This window comes from Achromobacter sp. UBA4530 (genome assembly GCF_002388205.1).
In the GTDB taxonomy this organism is placed as follows: Bacteria; Pseudomonadota; Gammaproteobacteria; order Burkholderiales; family Burkholderiaceae_B; genus Achromobacter; species Achromobacter animicus.
Genome location: NZ_DGMA01000047.1, coordinates 54,507 through 71,789, shown reverse-complemented (window position 1 = coordinate 71,789; position 17,283 = coordinate 54,507). Strand labels below are relative to the sequence as shown.

The 17,283-nt window shown below is 66.2% G+C and carries 16 protein-coding genes and 1 pseudogene; all 17 read left to right on the top strand.

Annotated elements, in window-relative coordinates; genetic code table 11:
* A pseudogene (locus B2W22_RS27315) lies at positions 1-187 on the top strand (5-dehydro-4-deoxyglucarate dehydratase); the annotation flags it as partial.
* 263 nt (positions 188-450) lie between these two features.
* A complete protein-coding gene (locus B2W22_RS27310; RefSeq protein WP_175136454.1) occupies positions 451-1,176 on the top strand; it encodes a FadR/GntR family transcriptional regulator in 726 nt (241 codons plus the stop codon).
* Between the two features lie 390 nt (positions 1,177-1,566).
* Positions 1,567-2,583: an amino acid ABC transporter substrate-binding protein gene (locus B2W22_RS27305; protein WP_175121457.1), complete on the top strand. Its 1,017-nt coding sequence runs from the start codon at positions 1,567-1,569 to the stop codon at positions 2,581-2,583.
* 96 nt (positions 2,584-2,679) lie between these two features.
* The gene (locus B2W22_RS27300; protein ID WP_175121456.1) at positions 2,680-3,888 is read left to right on the top strand and encodes an aminotransferase class I/II-fold pyridoxal phosphate-dependent enzyme; all 1,209 of its coding nucleotides are present in this window, start codon (positions 2,680-2,682) and stop codon (positions 3,886-3,888) included.
* A 30-nt stretch (positions 3,889-3,918) separates the two neighbouring features.
* Positions 3,919-5,082, top strand: coding sequence for an amino acid ABC transporter permease (locus B2W22_RS27295; RefSeq protein ID WP_175136775.1), 1,164 nt, complete (start codon positions 3,919-3,921; stop codon positions 5,080-5,082).
* A gap of 1 nt (position 5,083) precedes the next feature.
* Positions 5,084-6,184, top strand: coding sequence for an amino acid ABC transporter permease (locus B2W22_RS27290; protein WP_286940309.1), 1,101 nt, complete (start codon positions 5,084-5,086; stop codon positions 6,182-6,184).
* An 18-nt stretch (positions 6,185-6,202) separates the two neighbouring features.
* Positions 6,203-6,943 (top strand): amino acid ABC transporter ATP-binding protein, encoded by a 741-nt coding sequence (locus B2W22_RS27285; protein WP_056318048.1) that lies wholly within the window; start codon positions 6,203-6,205, stop codon positions 6,941-6,943.
* A gap of 292 nt (positions 6,944-7,235) precedes the next feature.
* A complete protein-coding gene (locus B2W22_RS27280; RefSeq protein ID WP_286940308.1) occupies positions 7,236-8,105 on the top strand; it encodes a VOC family protein in 870 nt (289 codons plus the stop codon).
* Position 8,106: 1 nt separating this feature from the next.
* Positions 8,107-9,216 (top strand): M14 family metallopeptidase, encoded by a 1,110-nt coding sequence (locus tag B2W22_RS27275; protein WP_175121453.1) that lies wholly within the window; start codon positions 8,107-8,109, stop codon positions 9,214-9,216.
* Positions 9,217-9,251: 35 nt separating this feature from the next.
* Positions 9,252-10,265: a quinone oxidoreductase family protein gene (locus B2W22_RS27270; RefSeq protein ID WP_175121452.1), complete on the top strand. Its 1,014-nt coding sequence runs from the start codon at positions 9,252-9,254 to the stop codon at positions 10,263-10,265.
* Complete coding sequence (locus B2W22_RS27265; protein ID WP_175185234.1) at positions 10,262-10,684, top strand: PaaI family thioesterase; 423 nt, start codon at positions 10,262-10,264, stop codon at positions 10,682-10,684. Before B2W22_RS27270 ends, B2W22_RS27265 begins: the two co-directional genes overlap by 4 nt.
* 29 nt (positions 10,685-10,713) lie before the next feature.
* Positions 10,714-12,360 carry an ABC transporter substrate-binding protein gene (locus B2W22_RS27260; RefSeq protein ID WP_286940305.1) on the top strand — a complete coding sequence of 549 codons (1,647 nt, stop codon included), beginning with the start codon at positions 10,714-10,716 and terminating at the stop codon, positions 12,358-12,360.
* Positions 12,361-12,367: 7 nt separating this feature from the next.
* Entirely contained in the window at positions 12,368-13,339 is a 972-nt protein-coding gene (locus B2W22_RS27255) for an ABC transporter permease (RefSeq protein ID WP_175121449.1), read from the top strand.
* A 1-nt stretch (position 13,340) separates the two neighbouring features.
* Positions 13,341-14,228, top strand: a complete 888-nt coding sequence (locus tag B2W22_RS27250) for an ABC transporter permease (protein WP_286940304.1) — start codon at positions 13,341-13,343, stop codon at positions 14,226-14,228.
* Between the two features lie 26 nt (positions 14,229-14,254).
* The gene (locus B2W22_RS27245) at positions 14,255-15,796 is read left to right on the top strand and encodes a class I adenylate-forming enzyme family protein (RefSeq protein ID WP_286940303.1); all 1,542 of its coding nucleotides are present in this window, start codon (positions 14,255-14,257) and stop codon (positions 15,794-15,796) included.
* Positions 15,793-16,566, top strand: a complete 774-nt coding sequence (locus B2W22_RS27240) for an SDR family oxidoreductase (RefSeq protein ID WP_286940302.1) — start codon at positions 15,793-15,795, stop codon at positions 16,564-16,566. Before B2W22_RS27245 ends, B2W22_RS27240 begins: the two co-directional genes overlap by 4 nt.
* Positions 16,567-16,708: 142 nt before the next feature.
* Positions 16,709-17,266, top strand: coding sequence for a carboxymuconolactone decarboxylase family protein (locus tag B2W22_RS27235; protein ID WP_105239048.1), 558 nt, complete (start codon positions 16,709-16,711; stop codon positions 17,264-17,266).
* Positions 17,267-17,283: the final 17 nt, after the last annotated feature.

Sequence of the window (17,283 nt, the reverse complement as noted above, 5' to 3'; positions counted from 1 at the left end):
GGACGATTTCTTCCTGCCGTACCTGGAAATCCGCAACCGCAAGGCCGGCTACGCCGTCAGCATCGTCAAGGCCGGCGCCAAGCTGGTCGGCCACGACGCGGGCCCGGTGCGCGCACCGCTGACCGACCTGACCGGCGAAGAAATGGAAATGCTGCACGCGCTGATCAAGAAGTCCGGCGCCGAATAAACCGTCCGCACTTGACCGTGCGTGACTAGCCGCCAGAACGCCCTCCCCTGGAGGGCGTTTTGCTTCTTGATGCAAAGAAAAGTTGGCGGATTTCGCCCCGTATGTTGTCATATGGCCCCAGTGCATCCTTGCGGTCGCGTGCTATGGGCGCGGCCGAACCCATCGGGCCGGACACCCGTGGGGCATCAGAGGAACGCGTACACTTGCGGCTGCGCGCCAGGCCGCCAGCCTCGCCCGCAGCGATTTTCCCTATAAGAGAGACAATGCAAACTCCCGCCCGGCCACCCCGCTCGCGCCTGACCGATTTCGTTATCGAGGAACTGACCAAGCGCCTTGATGGGCGCCAGTACCGCGCCGGCGACAAGCTGCCCTCCGAGCACGCGCTGTGCGACGAATTCGAGGTCAGCCGCACCGTCATCCGCGAAGCCGTGGCTTCCATGCGCCTGAGCGGCCGCCTGGTCAGCAAGCCCGGCATCGGTGTTTTCGTGACCGAAGACCGCGAAAAGCCCATCGATTTTGTCGTCGAACCCGCCACGGATCCACGTTGGGCGCTGCACATCATGGAATTGCGCGCGGGCCTTGAGGTGGAAGCCTGTGGACTGGCGGCAGAGCGCCGCAGCGCGGCGGATCTGAGCGGCATCGTCGAAGCCTTCGACGCCTTCAACCGCGCTACGCGCGACATGGAAGCCGCCGTCAAGGCCGATTATGAATTCCACCTGTCGATCGCCCGAGCGTCGAACAACCCGCATTTTCCGGCCCTGCTGAAGGCGGCGGTGCGCGACGTCATGCTCGATCTGAACATCAAGCACGGCGGCAAGACGCCCGAAGAACTGGAAACGTACGAAATCCGCAACGTACGTGAACACGAAGCGATCCTGACGGCCATCATGCGCCGCGACCCCGGCGCCGCGCGCGCCGCCATGGCCCGCCACCTGGGCGACAGCATCGCGCGGTACCGCAAGCTGCTGTCCCATCCCCCCGCGATTTAAGCCACGCTCGCGTGCCCTCCCGTAATGCCAATTACGGGAATCCCCTTACTTGTTTACTTGTATGACGGCTGCCATCATACGTCTTATTGCATAACGTAATACGACGCGGCTTCAGTACTGCCTGCGTCTTCCGCGATCCGTAAGACCTGCCGTACCAGTGCCGCCGATGAGCCCCATTCTTACCCTCCGCAGTACGTACCACCCCTACGCCACGCGCATTCACCGGCGCACCGCCTGACCGGCCACGAGCCGGCGCTTTTCCCCCCAATTCCCGTACCCCGTCCGAATGCGCGACGCACCCTCCCCGGCTTGCCGGGGCGGACCCCGCACGCTTGGCCGTTTTCGACCCCACCGCTTTTCAATCACTTTCGATCCCCAGGAGAAATCTCCATGCGCAAGTTTCTGAGCTCCGCCGTTGCGGCAACCCTGCTGTGCGTCGCGTCTGGCGCACAGGCCGGCGTGACGTTTGACGCCGTCAAGAAAAAGGGCTTCCTGCAGTGCGGCTTTGCAGGCATTCCCGGTTTCTCGGTGCTCGACAGCAAGGGCGAATGGACCGGCCTGGACGTGGACATGTGCCGCGCCGTCGCGGCCGCAATGTTTGGCGATGCCTCCAAGGTCAAGGGCAACGTGCTGACCGCGCAGGCGAAGTTCACGGCGCTGCAATCCGGCGAGATCGACATGCTGTCGCGCAACACCACGCAGACCCTGACCCGCGACACCACGCTGGGCCTGATCGGCGTGGGCGTGAACTTCTATGACGCCCAGGGCCTGATCGTGAAGAAGGCGATGAACGTCAAGAGCGTGAAGGAACTGGACGGCGCCACCATCTGCGTGCAGCCCGGCACCACCACCGAACTGAACCTGGCCGACTACTTCCGCAGCCGCGGTCTGACGTTCAAGCCCGTGCTGGTCGAGAACTACGACGAAAACTTCCGTCTGCTGGAATCGGGCCGCTGCGACGCCTACACCAACGACAAGTCCAATACCGCCGCCAACATGCGCACGCGCCTGGCCAAGCCCGACGACTGGGAAATCCTGACCGAGAACCTGTCCAAGGAACCGCTCGGCCCCATGGTCCGCCAAGGCGACGAGCAGTGGTTCAACGTCGTGCGCTGGTCGCTGAACGCGATGCTGGAAGCCGAGGAATACGGCATCACGTCCAAGAACGTCGATGAAATGTTGAAGAGCACCAACCCGAACGTCCAGCGCATCCTGGGCGTGACGCCGGGCATGGGCAAGAACCTGGGCCTGGACGACAAGTGGGCCTACAACATCATCAAGCAAGTCGGCAATTACGGCGAAAGCTATGACCGCGCCATGGGCAAGGACAGCCCGCTGAAGCTGGACCGCGGCCTGAACAAGCTGTGGACGCAAGGCGGCCTGATGTACGGCTGGCCGGTGCGCTAAGCATCGCTCCCGCGGCTCCGCCCTGTGCGGGGCCGCGCTTCATTTCCCCGGCCTGCGGGCACGCCCGCGCCAGAACACTCTTTACGCAGCAACACCATGAACAGCATCGTCAACGCCCGTCTCAAACAGATCAAACCCTCGCCCAGCATGGCCGCCAAGATCGTCGTGGACGAACTCCGCCGCCAGGGCCGCGAGATCGCCGACTACACGCTGGGCGAGCCCGACATGCCCACGCCCGCGCACATCGCGCGCGCCGGCCAGGAAGCCATCGCGGGCGGCGACATCCGCTACACCAGCCCGAACGGCACCGTGGGTCTGCGCAAAGCGATCGCCAACAGCCTCGAACAGACCGTGGGCGTGCGCTACGGCATGGACCAGATCACCGTGGGCGCCGGCGCCAAGCAGATCATCGCCGCCGCGCTGACCGCCAGCCTGGAGCCGGGTGACGAAGTGATCGTTTGCGCGCCGTACTGGGTTTCCTATCCGGACATGGTGCTGCTGGGCGAAGGCAAGCCTGTCGTCGTCACCGGCCCCGAGTCGCAAGGCTTCAAGCTGGACGCCGCCACGCTGGAAGCGGCCATCACGCCGCGCACGCGCTGGCTGATCCTGAATTCGCCCAGCAACCCCAGCGGCGCCGTCTACAGCGCCACCGAGCTGCGCGCGCTGACCGACGTGCTGCTGCGCCATCCGCACGTGTGGATTCTGAGCGACGAGATTTACGCGCCCTTCACGTACAGCGGCCAGGCCCACGCCTCGCCCGTGCAGGTCGAACCCAGGCTGGTTGAGCGCACGCTGATCGTCAACGGCATGTCCAAGTCCTACGCCATGACCGGCTGGCGCGTCGGCTACGGCGCCGGCCCTGCCGATTTGATCAAGGCCATGAGCACCGTGATGTCGCAAAGCACCTCGTGCCCCAGCGCGATCTCGCAAGCGGCGGCGCAGGCAGCCCTGGAAGGCGACCAGTCCAGCGTTACGGAAATGGTCGGGATCTTCAAGAAGCGCCGCGACCTCATCGTGAGCCGCCTGAACGCCATCCCCGGCATCTCGTGCGCCATGCCGGACGGCGCGTTCTATGTGTATGCCAACGTGCAGGGCCTGATCGGCAAGAAGGGTCCCGACGGCGAGTTGAAGACGGACCTGGACGTGAGCCTGTTCTTCCTGCGCGAAGCGGGCGTGGCCGTGATCGACGGCGGTTCGTATGGCCTGTCGCCGTACGTGCGCTTCTCGTTCGCGACCTCCACCGAGGTCATCGAGCAAGGCATGGACCGTCTGGCCGTCGCGGTCAGCGCCCTCATGGCGGGCTGAACCGTGGCGCAGCACACCGCTCAACACCCGGTGCAGCGGCCGCCGCGCCGGGTTTCCTGGAACGATCCGGCCACGCGGGCGCTGGTGTACCAGGCGCTGGCCCTGGCGCTCGTCGGGGCCGCCGTCTGGTTCCTGGTCCACAACACGCTGCACAACCTGTCGTTGCGCAACATCGCGACGGGTTTCGGCTTTCTCAACCGCGAGGCCGGCTTTGCCATCGGCGAATCCGTCATCGCCTACACGCCCGCCGACACCTACGGACGCGCCATCTTCGCCGGCATCCTGAACACGCTGCGCGTGGGCCTGCTGGCGCTGATCGCCGCGACCGTCCTGGGCGTCTTCATCGGCATTGGCCGCCTGTCCAAGAACTGGCTGGTCAACAAGATCACCTCGGTGTACGTCGAGGTGATGCGCAACGTGCCGCTGCTGCTGCAGTTGTTCTTCTGGTATGCGCTGATCACCGAGAACATGCCGGGCCCGCGCCAGGCGCATAACCCGCTGCCGGGCGTCTTCATCTCCAACCGCGGCCTCAAGGTGCCGGGGCTGGAAGGCGCATCGCTGGACTGGGTGCTATGCGGACTGGGGCTGGCCATCCTGGCGATCATCGCCGTGGGTCATTGGGCCACCAAGCGCCAGGAAGCCACGGGACAGCCGTTCAAGCTGGGACGCACGGCCATCGGCCTGCTGGTCGCCTTCCCGGTCATCGGTTGGCTCGCCAGCGGCGCATCGCTGACGCTGGACATGCCGGCACTCAAGGGCTTTAACTTCGTCGGCGGCCTGACGCTGTCACCGGAGTTCGTCGCCCTCTTCCTGGGCTTGACTGTCTACACCTCGGCCTTCATCGCCGAAGTCGTGCGCTCGGGCATCCAGGCCGTCAACAACGGCCAGTGGGAAGCCGCCGGTTCGCTGGGTCTGCCGCGCCGGCTGGTGCTGCGCCTGGTGATCCTGCCGCAGGCGTTGCGCGTCATCATCCCGCCGATGACCAGCCAATACCTGAACCTGCTGAAGAACAGCTCGCTGGCGGTGGCCATCGGTTATCCGGACATCGTGTCGGTGGTGAACACCACGCTGAACCAGACGGGCCAGGCCATCGAGGGCATCCTCATCATCATGGCCGCCTATCTCACGGTCAGCCTGTCGATCTCGATATTCATGAACTGGTACAACAAGCGCATCGCGCTGGTGGAGCGTTGAGATGAGCAGCACTACGCAAACCCTGAGCGCCAATGTCGCTCCGCCCGGCGCGCAAACCGGCGCCTGGGCCTGGATGCGGTCGCGCCTGTTCTCCTCGCCGCTCAACATCCTGATCACCGTGCTGCTGGCATGGTGCCTCTTGATGGCCGTGCCGGCGCTGGTGGAATGGGCCTTCATCAAGGCGAGCTTTGACGCCACCAACGCGCAGGAATGCCGCGCCGCGGGCGGCGCCTGCTGGGCGTTCATCGTTGAAAAGCACCGGCTCATCCTGTTCGGCACCTATCCGTTCGACGAGCAATGGCGTCCGCTGATCGCCACCGGCATCCTGATCGCGGTGATCGTGGCCAGCGGCATGCGCCGTTTCTGGAACGGCAAGCTGGCGCTCATCTGGACGCTGGGACTGGCGGCCGTGTCCGTCCTGATGTGGGGCGGCGTGTTGGGCCTGACCTACGTCGAGAACGCCCGTTGGGGCGGCCTGCCGCTGACGCTGATCCTGGCGACCTTCGGCATTGCCTTCGCGTTTCCGATCGGCGTGCTGCTGGCGCTGGGACGCCGCTCGAGAATGCCGGCCATCAAGGCCCTGTGCGTCGTGTACATCGAGCTGATCCGTGGCGTGCCGCTCATCAGCCTGCTGTTCATGTCGTCGGTCATGCTGCCGCTGTTCCTGCCGGAAGGCTTCACCATCGACAAGCTGCTGCGCGCGCAGATCGCGATCATCATGTTTGCCGCGGCGTATATCGCGGAAACGGTGCGCGGCGGCCTGCAGGCGATTCCGAAGGGTCAGTATGAAGGCGCGGATTCGCTGGGCCTGAACTACTGGCAGCAGATGCGCAAGATCATCCTGCCGCAGGCGCTCAAGATCGTGATTCCGCCGCTAGTGGGCATCTTCATCAGCCTGTTCAAGGACACGTCGCTGGTCGTGATCATCGGCATCTTCGATCTGACGCTGGCGGCCAAGGCGGCTCTGTCCGACGCGGCATGGCGAGGTTTCGGGGTGGAGGCCTATCTCTTCATCTCGCTGATCTACTTCGTCTTCTGCTATTCCATGTCCAAATACAGCCGCGCGCTCGAGCAGCGCCTGGCCACCGGGCACGCCCGGTAAACCCGAAGGAGAACAGGCATGTCCGATGCCATCATTCGTCTGCAGGACGTGAACAAGTGGTACGGCCAGTTCCACGTGCTGCGCAACATCAATCTGAACGTCGCTCAGGGCGAGCGCATTGTGGTGTGCGGCCCGTCGGGCTCGGGCAAGTCCACGATGATCCGCTGCATCAACCGGCTGGAGGAACACCAGAAGGGCCAGATCATCGTCGACGGCACCGAGCTGACCAGCGACCTCAAGCACATCGAGACCATCCGCCGCGAAGTCGGCATGGTGTTCCAGCACTTCAATCTGTTCCCGCACCTGACGGTGCTGGAAAACCTGACACTGGGCCCGATGTGGGTGTTGAAGCAGTCGCGCGCCCAGGCTGAGGCCACGGCCATGAAGTACCTGGAGCGCGTCCGCATTCCCGATCAGGCCGCCAAATTCCCCGGCCAGTTGTCCGGCGGGCAGCAGCAGCGCGTAGCGATCGCGCGGTCGCTGTGCATGAACCCGAAGGTCATGCTGTTCGACGAGCCCACGTCGGCGCTGGACCCGGAAATGGTCAAGGAAGTGCTGGACGTGATGGTGACGCTGGCGCAGGAAAGCGGCATGACGATGATCTGCGTGACCCACGAAATGGGTTTTGCGCGCAAGGTGGCGAATCGCGTGATCTTCATGGACCGCGGCGAGATCATCGAGGAAAACAATCCGGACGATTTCTTTGATCATCCGCAGAGCGAACGGACGAAGCTGTTCCTGAGCCAGATCCTGCATTGACGCGCTGAAAAACCGCCAAGCAGTGCTTCAAGCCGCCTTCCTGCAAGGCGGCTTTTTCTTTTGGGGATTGCTTGGCGTCTCCGCAACAAGCGGCCGAAAGAACCAGAACGCGGCGCTGCCGCCCCGCATCCCCCCGGAATGCGTATTAGTGATTTGAATATGCCGCTGCAGCCCCGCTGCGGCCCAGGGGCGCCGAATCAGAAATCAGATATCGACATGAGAATTCAATCGTTCTAGCGCGACGGCGCATCGGCCAGACTGCGTCTTTCTCTAAGCGCATACAGGAATACCGATGTCCCTTCCTTCAGTCACGGGCCTGGACCACTACATCATCCGGGTCAACGACCTGCAGGCGGCGACCGACCGCTACGTCAAGCTGGGTTTCAGCCTGGCCCCGCAGGGCCGGCACCATCGCGGCACGCGCAACCAGACGATCATTCTGGATGCCAACTATCTTGAACTGCTGACGTTCCCCGAAGAACTCAAGGCGCAGTCGCGCTTCGGCGGGTTTGACGATGCGTACGAAGGCCCGGTGGCCACTGCCTTGCAGACCACAGACAGCAGGGCCGTGCACGCGGAACTGGCTAAGTTGGGCATCGATGCCGAACCGCCCATCAGCGGCGGCCGCCCAGTGCATCTGCCTGAGGGCAGCGAAGACGCGGCCTGGAACAACACTCAGTTTCCCGCTGGCCTGCTTGGCGTGCCCGACTTCTTCACCTGCGGCCATCTGACGCGCCATCTGGTTTACCGCCCCGAATGGCAGGACCACGCCAACGGCGCGCGCCGCATCGAGTCCTTGATCGTCGTGCATCCCGAGCCCCGTTCGCTGCGCGCAGGATACGAGCGCGTCTTCGGCGCCATCGCGACCAGCGAGCTGCCCGACAGCGGTCTGCAGGTGCGGCGCGGCAGCCTGCGCATCGACTTTCTTGCGCCGGCCGCGTTCGAGCAGCGCTATCCGCAGGTTCGCGTGCCCACTGGCCTGCCCGCCGCGTCGCAGGGCGGATGGTTCGCGGGCTCCGTGATCGGCGTTCGGGATCTGGACAAGACACGCGCGCTGTTCGACGCCAACCAGGTGACGTACCGCGCCAACGCACGCGGCGAACTGGTCGTGGCGCCGGACGACGCCGGCGGCGCGTTGCAGGTCTTCGTGCAGGAGGCGTGAGATGAGCCAGCCCCTGCCCGATTACTGGAACTGCTTTGCCAACGACTATTCGTCCGCGCGGCAGGCTTTCGTCGACGACGCGGCCGCGCGCGGGGCCGCGCTGTTCCGCTATGAACACCCCACGCTCAAGGACCCGCAGGGCGACGCGTTGAGCGTGGACGTCGCGATCCTGGGCCGCCGCGATGCCCCGCGCACGCACCTCGCGATCAGCGGCACCCACGGGCTGGAAGGCGCGGCCGGGTCCGCGGTGCAGCGCGCATGGCTGGCCGCCGACGGCGCGAAGCTCCTGCCCGACGACGTGAACGTCGTCCTGGTGCACGCGCTGAACCCGTACGGCTACGCCCACGACACCCGCACCACCGAAAACAACGTCGACCTGAATCGCAACTTCGTCGACCACACGCGGCCCTATCCCGCCAATCCGCATTACGCGACGCTGCATCCCCACCTGATTCCGGCGCAATGGACCGAGGCCACGCACGAGGCCGCCGCGCAGGCGCTGGACACGTTCAAGGCCACACATGGCGCGGATACCCTGTTCAACGTGACGGCCAGCGGCCAGTACACGCATCCGGACGGCCTCGTCTACGGCGGCCAGGGGCCGGAATGGTCCAACCGCACGCTGCGGCGCATTGTGGACGAGCACCTGGCGGCCAGCGAGCGTGTCGCGTTCATCGACTGGCACACCGGCATCGGCGAATACGGCGAGCCCTTCTTCCTGTGCTTCAACGACGAAGACAGCGCCGAGCAAACGCAGGCCGCGCGCTGGTGGGGTACTGAACGCGTGCGCGACCAGCGCCCGCACGGCCTGGCACGCCCCGACTATCAGGGCCTGGTGTTCCGCGGCGTGCAGCAGGCCCTGGGCGATCGTCCGTTGGCCGGCGCGGTCGTCGAATTCGGCACGCGCGGTCTGCAGATGCGGCCCGCGCTGCGGCTGGACCAATGGCTGCGCTTCAAGGCGCCGCAGACGCCCGATGCCGCCCGCGATGCGCAACTGCGCGCGGACCTGGTGGACGCGTTTGTACCGGTATCCAGCGTGTGGCGGCGCAGCGTCGTCTCGCATGGCCTGCACATCACCCGCCAGGCCATCGACGGCGTCGCGGGCTGGTGACTTCCTTTCTCTAAATCCCCTTTTATCTGGCATTCATGAAAGCGATTGTTTTGCGTGAGCACGGCGGCAACGAAAAGCTGCGCCTGGAAACCAACTTCCCCGATCCCGTGGCCGGCCCCGATGACGTGGTGATCCGCGTCAAGGCTTCGTCCCTGAACTACCACGACGTCTTCACCCGCCGCGGCATGCCCGGCATCAAGCTGCCCTTCCCCGTCATCATTGGCCTGGACGTGGCCGGCGAGATCGTGAAGACCGGCGAGAACGTGCACGACTGGAAGGCCGGCGACCGCGTGCTGGTCGACCCGATCGACCGCGTGGATGGCGGACTGGTCGGCGAGACCATCCACGGCGGACTGGCCGAGCTGTGCCGCGTGCCCGCGCACCAGCTCCTGCGCCTGCCCGACGAAGTCAGCTTCGAGCAGGCCGCGGCGCTGCCGGTGGCCTATGGCACCGCGCTGCGCATGATGAACCGTATCGGCCAGGTGCAGGCCGGCGAGAAGGTCCTGATTTTGGGCGCCAGCGGCGGCGTGGGCGTGTGCGCGGTGCAGCTCGCCAAGCTGGCGGGCGCCGAAGTCATCGCCTGCGCCGGCACGCCGGAGAAAGGCGAGGCGCTGCGCGCGCTGGGCGCCGACCACATCATCCTGTACACCGAGGAAGACTTCCTGAAGGCCGTGCAGGAACGCTTCGGCAAGCCCTCGCGCCGGCGCGGCGGCAAGCCGGGCGGCGTGGACGTGGTGGTGAACTTCACGGGCGGCGACACGTGGGTGAAGTCCCTGCGCTGCCTGCGCCTGGGCGGACGCCTCCTGACCTGCGGCGCGACGGCGGGCTTCGATCCCAAGGAAGACCTGCGCTACATCTGGACGTTCGAGCTGCAGATCCGCGGCTCCAACGGGTGGGACCGCGAGGACCTGCACGAGCTGCTGGCGCTGGTGCGCGATGGCCGTCTGCGCGTCGAAGTGGACCGCGTGTGGCCGCTGGAACAAGGCGCCGAGGCGCTGGCCTCGCTGGAAGATCGCAAGATCGTTGGCAAAGTGCTGGTGGCGTCATGAGCGCGCAGCTGAACGCCGTGGATATCCAGGCCAAGTTCGACGGATCGCCCTTCATTGCGTGGCTGGACCTGTCGGTACGCAATGTCAACCACGAACAGGGTGAACTGACCGTGGTCGCCCCCTTCCGTCCAGAGTTCGAACGCGGCGCGCAGAGCGGCCAATGGCATGGCGGCCCGCTGGCCGCCGTGATCGACACGGTCGGCGACTTTGCCGTCGGCATGCTGCTTGGACGCGGCCTGCCCACCATCAACTTTCGCGTCGACTATCTGCGCCCTGCCATCAATACCTCGCTGACCGCGGTGGCACGCGTGCGCCGCAACGGCCGCAGCGTGGGTGTGGCCGACGTCGACCTCTACAACGATCAGGGCGCGCTGGTGGCCATCGGCCGCGCCACCTACGCCACGCTCAGCCAGGGCTGAGCCGCGCGCTCAAGACAAGGACTTCCGTCATGACACAAGCAACCCGCGCCGGACGGCGCGCCTTTCTGACCCGCTCCGCCGCCGGCGGTCTGGCTGCGGCCGGCCTGGGCGTCGCGCCGCGCACGCTGCTCGCTGCCACGGACCGCCCCGGGTCCGACGCCGGCCCCGCCCGCCGCGGCGGCACGCTCGTCGCCACGTGGGGCGGCCTGGAGCCACAAGCCCTGTTCGTACCGGGCGGCGGCGGTTCCAGCCCGTTTCAGACGTCCACCAAGATCCTGGAACGCCTGCTCAAGCTGGACGCCGACCTGAAGTTCCAGCCCGCATTGGCCCTGTCGGTCACGCCGTCCGCGGACTTTCGCAGCTACACGATCAAGCTGCGCGAAAACGTCACCTGGCACGACGGTGCGCCTTTCACGTCGGCCGACGTGGTCTACAACGTGCTGCAGCACTGGAAGCCCATTTCCGCCGGCATCGCGCTCAAGTCCCTGACAGAAGCCTCGGCGCCGGATCCGCACACGGTCGTGCTGACCTTCAACGCCCCGGTGCCCGAGTTCTTCCTGAAGTCCACCCTGTCTGGCCAGTATCAGCTGCTGGTGCCCAAGCACCTGTACGACGGCAAGGACCTCATCACCAACCCGCTGAACAACACGCCGGTGGGCACCGGGCCGTGGAAGTACGGCAAGTGGGTGCGCGGCAGCCATGTCGAGTACCTGCGCAACGACAAGTACTGGAACGCCACGCAGCCGAACCTGGACAAGCTGGTGATCCGCTGGTGGGCGGACCCCGCCTCGCGCGGCGCGGCGCTGGAAACCGGCGAGCTGGGCCTGGCCTATTCCAACCCCGTGCCCGCGCGCGACATCGACCGGCTGGTCAAGACCGGCAAGGTCGTCGTGGACACGCGCGGCTACCAGAACACCGCGTGGACGGTCACCGTCGAGTTCAACCAGCGGCGCGACATCGTCAACCGCCGCGAGGTCCGCCAGGCCATCCTGCACGCCATCGACCGCCAGTTCATCGTCGACACCATCTACTACGGCCGCGGCAAGCCTGCGATTGCGCCCATCTTCAGCAGCAATCCGCTGTTCTTCACCGAGGACGTGCCGCGCTATGCCTTCGATCCGAAGAAGGCGGCCGCCCTGCTGGACGCGGCAGGCTTGCCGGTCAAGGACGGCAAGCGCTTCACCGTCAACCTGCTGGCCGCGGCCTGGTTCGAGGAAAACGCCAAGCTCGGCCAGTACCTGAAGCAGGCGCTGGAAGACGTGGGCATCGCCGTGAAGCTCGATTCCGTGGACCGCGCTACCGCGCTCAAACGCATCTATGGCGAATACGACTACGACATCGCGGTGTCCAACTTCACGTCGCCGCTGGAGCTGGTGCCCACCGTGACGCAGTTCTTCACGACCGACGGCATCGTCAAAGGCGCCGCGTTCCGCAATGCCACGGGCTATTCCAGTTCGGAGATGGATGGCATCGTCGGCAAGCTGGCCGTCGAAACCGACCCGGAGGCCCGCCGCAATCTGGCCGCGCAGTTCGCCCGCCTGGCGTCCACCGATGTGCCGATCGTGCCGCTGGTGGAAATCCAGTCGTTCACCCTGGCCGGCAGGAACGTGCGCAACTTCACGACCGGCGCCAACGTCCAGGGCGAAACGCTGGCCGACGTCTGGCTGCAGGCCTGAGGACGACATGGCTCTGCGCCTGATCTCGCGCCGGCTGCTTCAGGCCATCCCGCTGCTGCTGGGCGTGGTGGTCCTGAATTTTGCCCTGATCCAGTCCGTGCCGGGGACCTTCCTGGACGTCATGACGGCCGAGCAGCAGGTCACCGACCCGGCGCTGATCGAGCGCCTGCGCGTGACCTACGGGCTGGACCAGCCACCGGCAGTGCAGTTGCTCAAGTACATCGGGTCGGTCGCGCAGCTGGACCTGGGCTATTCCTACCGGCATAACCTGCCGGTGCTGGACGTCATCCTGGCGCACCTGCCCGCCACGCTGGTGCTGATGCTGGCCAGCATCGCTATCGCCGTGCTGGTGGGCGTGGCGGCCGGCATCGTGTCGGCCGTCAAGGTCAACACATGGTGGGACAGCGCCGTGTCCGCCTTCGCCGTGCTGTGCTTTGCCGCACCGAGCTTCTGGCTGGGAATCATGCTGATCATCATGTTCTCGGTGAAGCTGGGCTGGTTTCCGGTGGGCGGCATGGTCACCATCGGGCTGGACGGCGGGCTGTGGCGGCAGGCGCTGGACATCCTGCATCATCTGGCGTTGCCGGCGGTGGCACTGGGCTTGTTCTATTCGGCAGCCTATGCGCGTGTGATGCGCGCCTCGATGCTGGAAGTCAGCCGCATGGATTACGTGCGCACCGCCTACGCCAAGGGTCTGACGCGCGTCGCCGTGGTGCTGCGCCACGTGTTGCGCAACGCCGTCCTTCCCATCGTCACCCTGCTTGGCCTGCAACTGGGCGCCGTGCTGGGCGGCAGCATCGTGATCGAGTCGGTGTTCAGCTGGCCCGGCATCGGCGCCGTGCTGTTCGACAGCGTCATGAGCCGCAACTATCCCGTCGTGCTGGGCATCCTGGTGCTCAGTTCGGTCGTGGTCATCATCGCCAACATCTTCGTGGATCTGGCATACACGCGCCTGGATCCGCGCATCAAGGCCGCCTGACATGTCCGCTACTTCCGCTGCAACTGTTCCTGCCGGCGCGCCCGCCGCCCGCCGCCCGGACGCGTTCGCCGTGCGCTTTGCCCGCAACCGCGGCGCCGTGGCGGGCGCGCTGGTCCTGCTGCTGGTCGCGCTGGTGGCGGCCAGCGCCGACTGGCTTTACCCCGTCAATCCGCTGCGCATCGTGGGCGCGCCCGAGATCTGGCCGTTCGAGTCCTGGCGTTATCCGCTGGGCACGGACTCGATGGGCCGCGACATCGCCGCACTCATCGCCCACGGCGCCCGCGCCACGCTGCTGATCGGCCTGGTGGCCGCCGCCACCGCCACGCTGATCGGCGTCACCGTCGGCGCGGCCGCTGCGTGGGCGGGCGGCTGGATCGACGAGGGGCTGATGCGCCTGACCGAGCTGTTCCAGATCATTCCCAATGTGGTGTTCGTGCTGACGGTCGTGTCAGTGCTGGGGCCGCGAATCGAGAACATCACGCTCGCCGTGGGCCTGGTGTCGTGGCCCCCGATCGCCCGCCTGACCCGCGCGGAATTCCTGTCCTTCAAGGAGCGCGAGTTCGTGCAGGCCTGCCGCGCCGTCGGCATGAGCCCGTGGCGCATCGCCGCCGCCGAAGTCCTGCCGAATGCGCTGCCGCCGGTCATCGTGATGTCGTCGCTGGTCGTGGCCGGCGCCATCCTCTACGAGTCGGTGGTGTCCTTCCTGGGCCTGGGCGATCCCAACATCGCAAGCTGGGGCCGGCTGGTGGGCGAAGGCCGCAGCCTGATCCGATCCTCCTGGTACATCTGCGCCGTGCCCGGCGTGGCCATCATGCTTACCGTGCTGTCGCTGAACCTCGTCGGCGACGGCCTGAACGACGCGCTCAATCCCAAGCTGCAAAAGCGCTGAGCCGCCAACTTCTGGAAGTCCTTCTTATGACGCATTCCCCCCGAAACCTGGGCGATCTTGCCGATCCGCGCCTGCCGGCCGAGCTGCCCGCGCTCATCGACCTGCGCCTGCCTGACGCGCCGTGGCAACTGACACATGGCGAGGCCGACCAGCTGGGCGGCGGCGTGGCCGCGTGGCTGACGGAGCGTGGCCTGCCGCCCGGCTCGCGCATCGCCATCGCCGCGCTGAACCGCGCCGAATACTTGCTGGCTTACTTCGGCATCATGCGCGCCGGTTACGTGGCCGTGCCCATCAACATCAAGCAGTCGCAAGAGAATATCGACTACGTGCTGCGCGATGCGGACATTGCGCTCGCGTTCGTGGATGGCCCCCGCCGCGCCGGCTTCGAGGCAACCGTGCCGGTGCTGGATTTCGATGACGCGGGCCCCCAGGGGTTTGCGGCGCAGATCGTCCCCACCACATTCACGAGCGTCACGCCCGCGCCCGAAGACATCGCGCAGATGCTGTACACGTCAGGGTCCACCGGCAAACCCAAGGGCGTGCCGCTGACCCATGCCGGACAACTGTGGGCGCTGACCGCCACGTCCGGCCCCGCGAATCCGGACGCGCCGCAAGCGCGCTACCTGCTGGCGCAGCCGCTCTTTCACATGAATGGTCTCTTCATGTCCAAGCGCGCATTTGCCAGCAACAGCCTGCTGGTGATCCAGCCCGGGTTCGACGTGGCCGCCTACGCGGATGCGCTGGCGCGCTATCGCATCACCATCCTGACCGCCGTGCCCACGATGTTTGCGCGGCTGGTCAAGGATCCCGCCTTGCTGCAGGACCGCGACCTGTCGGCGCTGGAGCGCGTGATGCTGGGCTCCGCGCCGATGACGACGGCTCTGTTCGACCGCATCCAGCGCGCGCTGCCGCACGTGCGCATCACCCACGGCTATGGCACGACCGAGGCCGGTCCCGCCGTGTTCGGACCGCATCCTGATGGCCTGCCCACGCCGCCGCTGTCGGTCGGCTATCCGCTGGACGCCGCGCAGGTCCGGCTGACGGGCGGCGCCACCCCGGACGAAGGCGTGCTGGAAATGAAGAATCCCGCCGTGCTGGGCGGCTATCACAACCTGCCGGAGAAGAGCGCGCAGGTGCTGAACGACGGCTGGTACTACAGCGGCGACGTGATGCGCCGCGACCCTGACGGATTCCACTACTTTGTAGGCCGCGCGGACGACATGTTCGTCTGCGCGGGCGAGAACATCTATCCCGTTGAAGTCGAGAAGCTGCTGGAATCGCACCCCGACGTGCGACAGAGCTGCGTCGTGCCGCTGGCCGACGAAGAGCGCGGCCACATCCCGGTCGCGTTCGTCGTACGGCGTGCCGGCAGCACGCTGGACGCCGACACGCTCAAGCAGCACGCTCTCGATAACGGCCCGGCTTACCAGCACCCGCGCCGCATCCGCTTCCTGGACGACCTGCCGTGGGCGGGCACCAACAAGGTCGATCGCAATGCCTTGCTGCTGCAGGCACGGGCATTGGAAGCCCGGCAAGCCTGGACACAACCCGAAAAGGAGGCCGCATGAGCGCCACACCAGATTCCCTGGCGGGTAAGACCGCCCTCGTCACCGGCGCCAGCCGGGGCATTGGCCGCGCGATCGCGCTGGCGCTGGGCCGCCGCGGCGCGCTCGTCGCCGTGCACTACAACGCGCAGGCCGACGCCGCCGATGAAGTCGTCGGCCAGATCCGGGCGGCCGGCGGCCAGGCCTGGACGTTGCAGGCCGACCTGGCGGACCCCGAGGCGGCCGAGCGGTTGGCGCAGGAAGCACGCGCCAGTTTGCGCGAACGCACCGGCGACGAGGGCCTGGACATCCTGGTCAACAACGCGGGCGTAGGCCTGCGCGCCCGGCTCCCGGAGGTGACTTCGGCGGACTTCGACCGCGTGCTGCAGGTGAACCTGAAGACGCCGTTCTTTCTGATCCAGCATTGCCAGCCGTTCCTGCGCGATGGCGGCCGCATCATCAACATCTCTTCGATGGGCACGCGCGCCGCGTATCCCGAAATGAGCGTCTACGCGCCAGCCAAGGCGGGCCTGGAATCGCTGACGCTGCTGCTGGCCAGCGAACTGGGCGCGCGCGGCATTACCGTGAATGCGGTCTTGCCCGGCGCCACCGCCACTGATCTGAACCAGCGCGCCCGCGACCCGGAACTGAGCCGCGTCATCGCACAGAGCATCGCGCTGGGCCGCGTGGGCCAGCCCGAAGACATCGCGGACATCGTCGCATTCCTGGCGTCCAACGAGGGCCGCTGGGTCACGGGACAGCGCATCGACGCGACGGGAGGACAGCGGCTGTAGACAGGCGCGATGCTGGCGCGGCAAGGCAGCCGAGCCGCCGGCGACGCCGGCATACCCATATACATATGTGATATCGGTATTTTCCACGCGGCCGCATGTCTCTTAGGATTCCAGCGTTCTTCTTCCCTACGCTGGAATTGCCTTGTCACGCCTCACTCCTTTGGATCCCGCCAAGCTGGATCCCGCGACCGCCCAACTCTTCAATCAGCTTCTGCAGGACTACGGCCCGTACGCGAACATGCTGAGCGCGTTCGCGCCCCGCCCGCCGGCCTTGAAGCACTTCTTTTCGTACCTGGTGCAGTCGCGCGAAGACGGGCTGATCTCGCCGCGCCACCTGGAAATCGCGCTGCTGACCGCGTCCAAGGCGCATGCCTGCCATTACTGCGTCACACTGCATACGCCCAAGCTGGCGGCGCACGGCATCTCGCAGGAAGCCATCGACCGCCTGCTGGAACCGCAGGTGCCGGGCCTGGACGAGAAAGACCTGGTGGTGCGCGACTACGCGGTGCTGGTCACGCTGACGCCGGCGCAGGTCAGCGATGCGTTCTACGCGAAGCTGCAATCGTTCTTCAGCGAAGAACAGATCGTCGAGCTGACCATCCGCATTGCGCTGTGCAGCTTCTTCAAGCGCTTCAACGAGGCGCTGGAAGTGCCGCACGAAGACGTGGTGGCGCTGGAACTGGAGCATGGCGCGGCTTGAGGCGGCGTGCAGTCGTT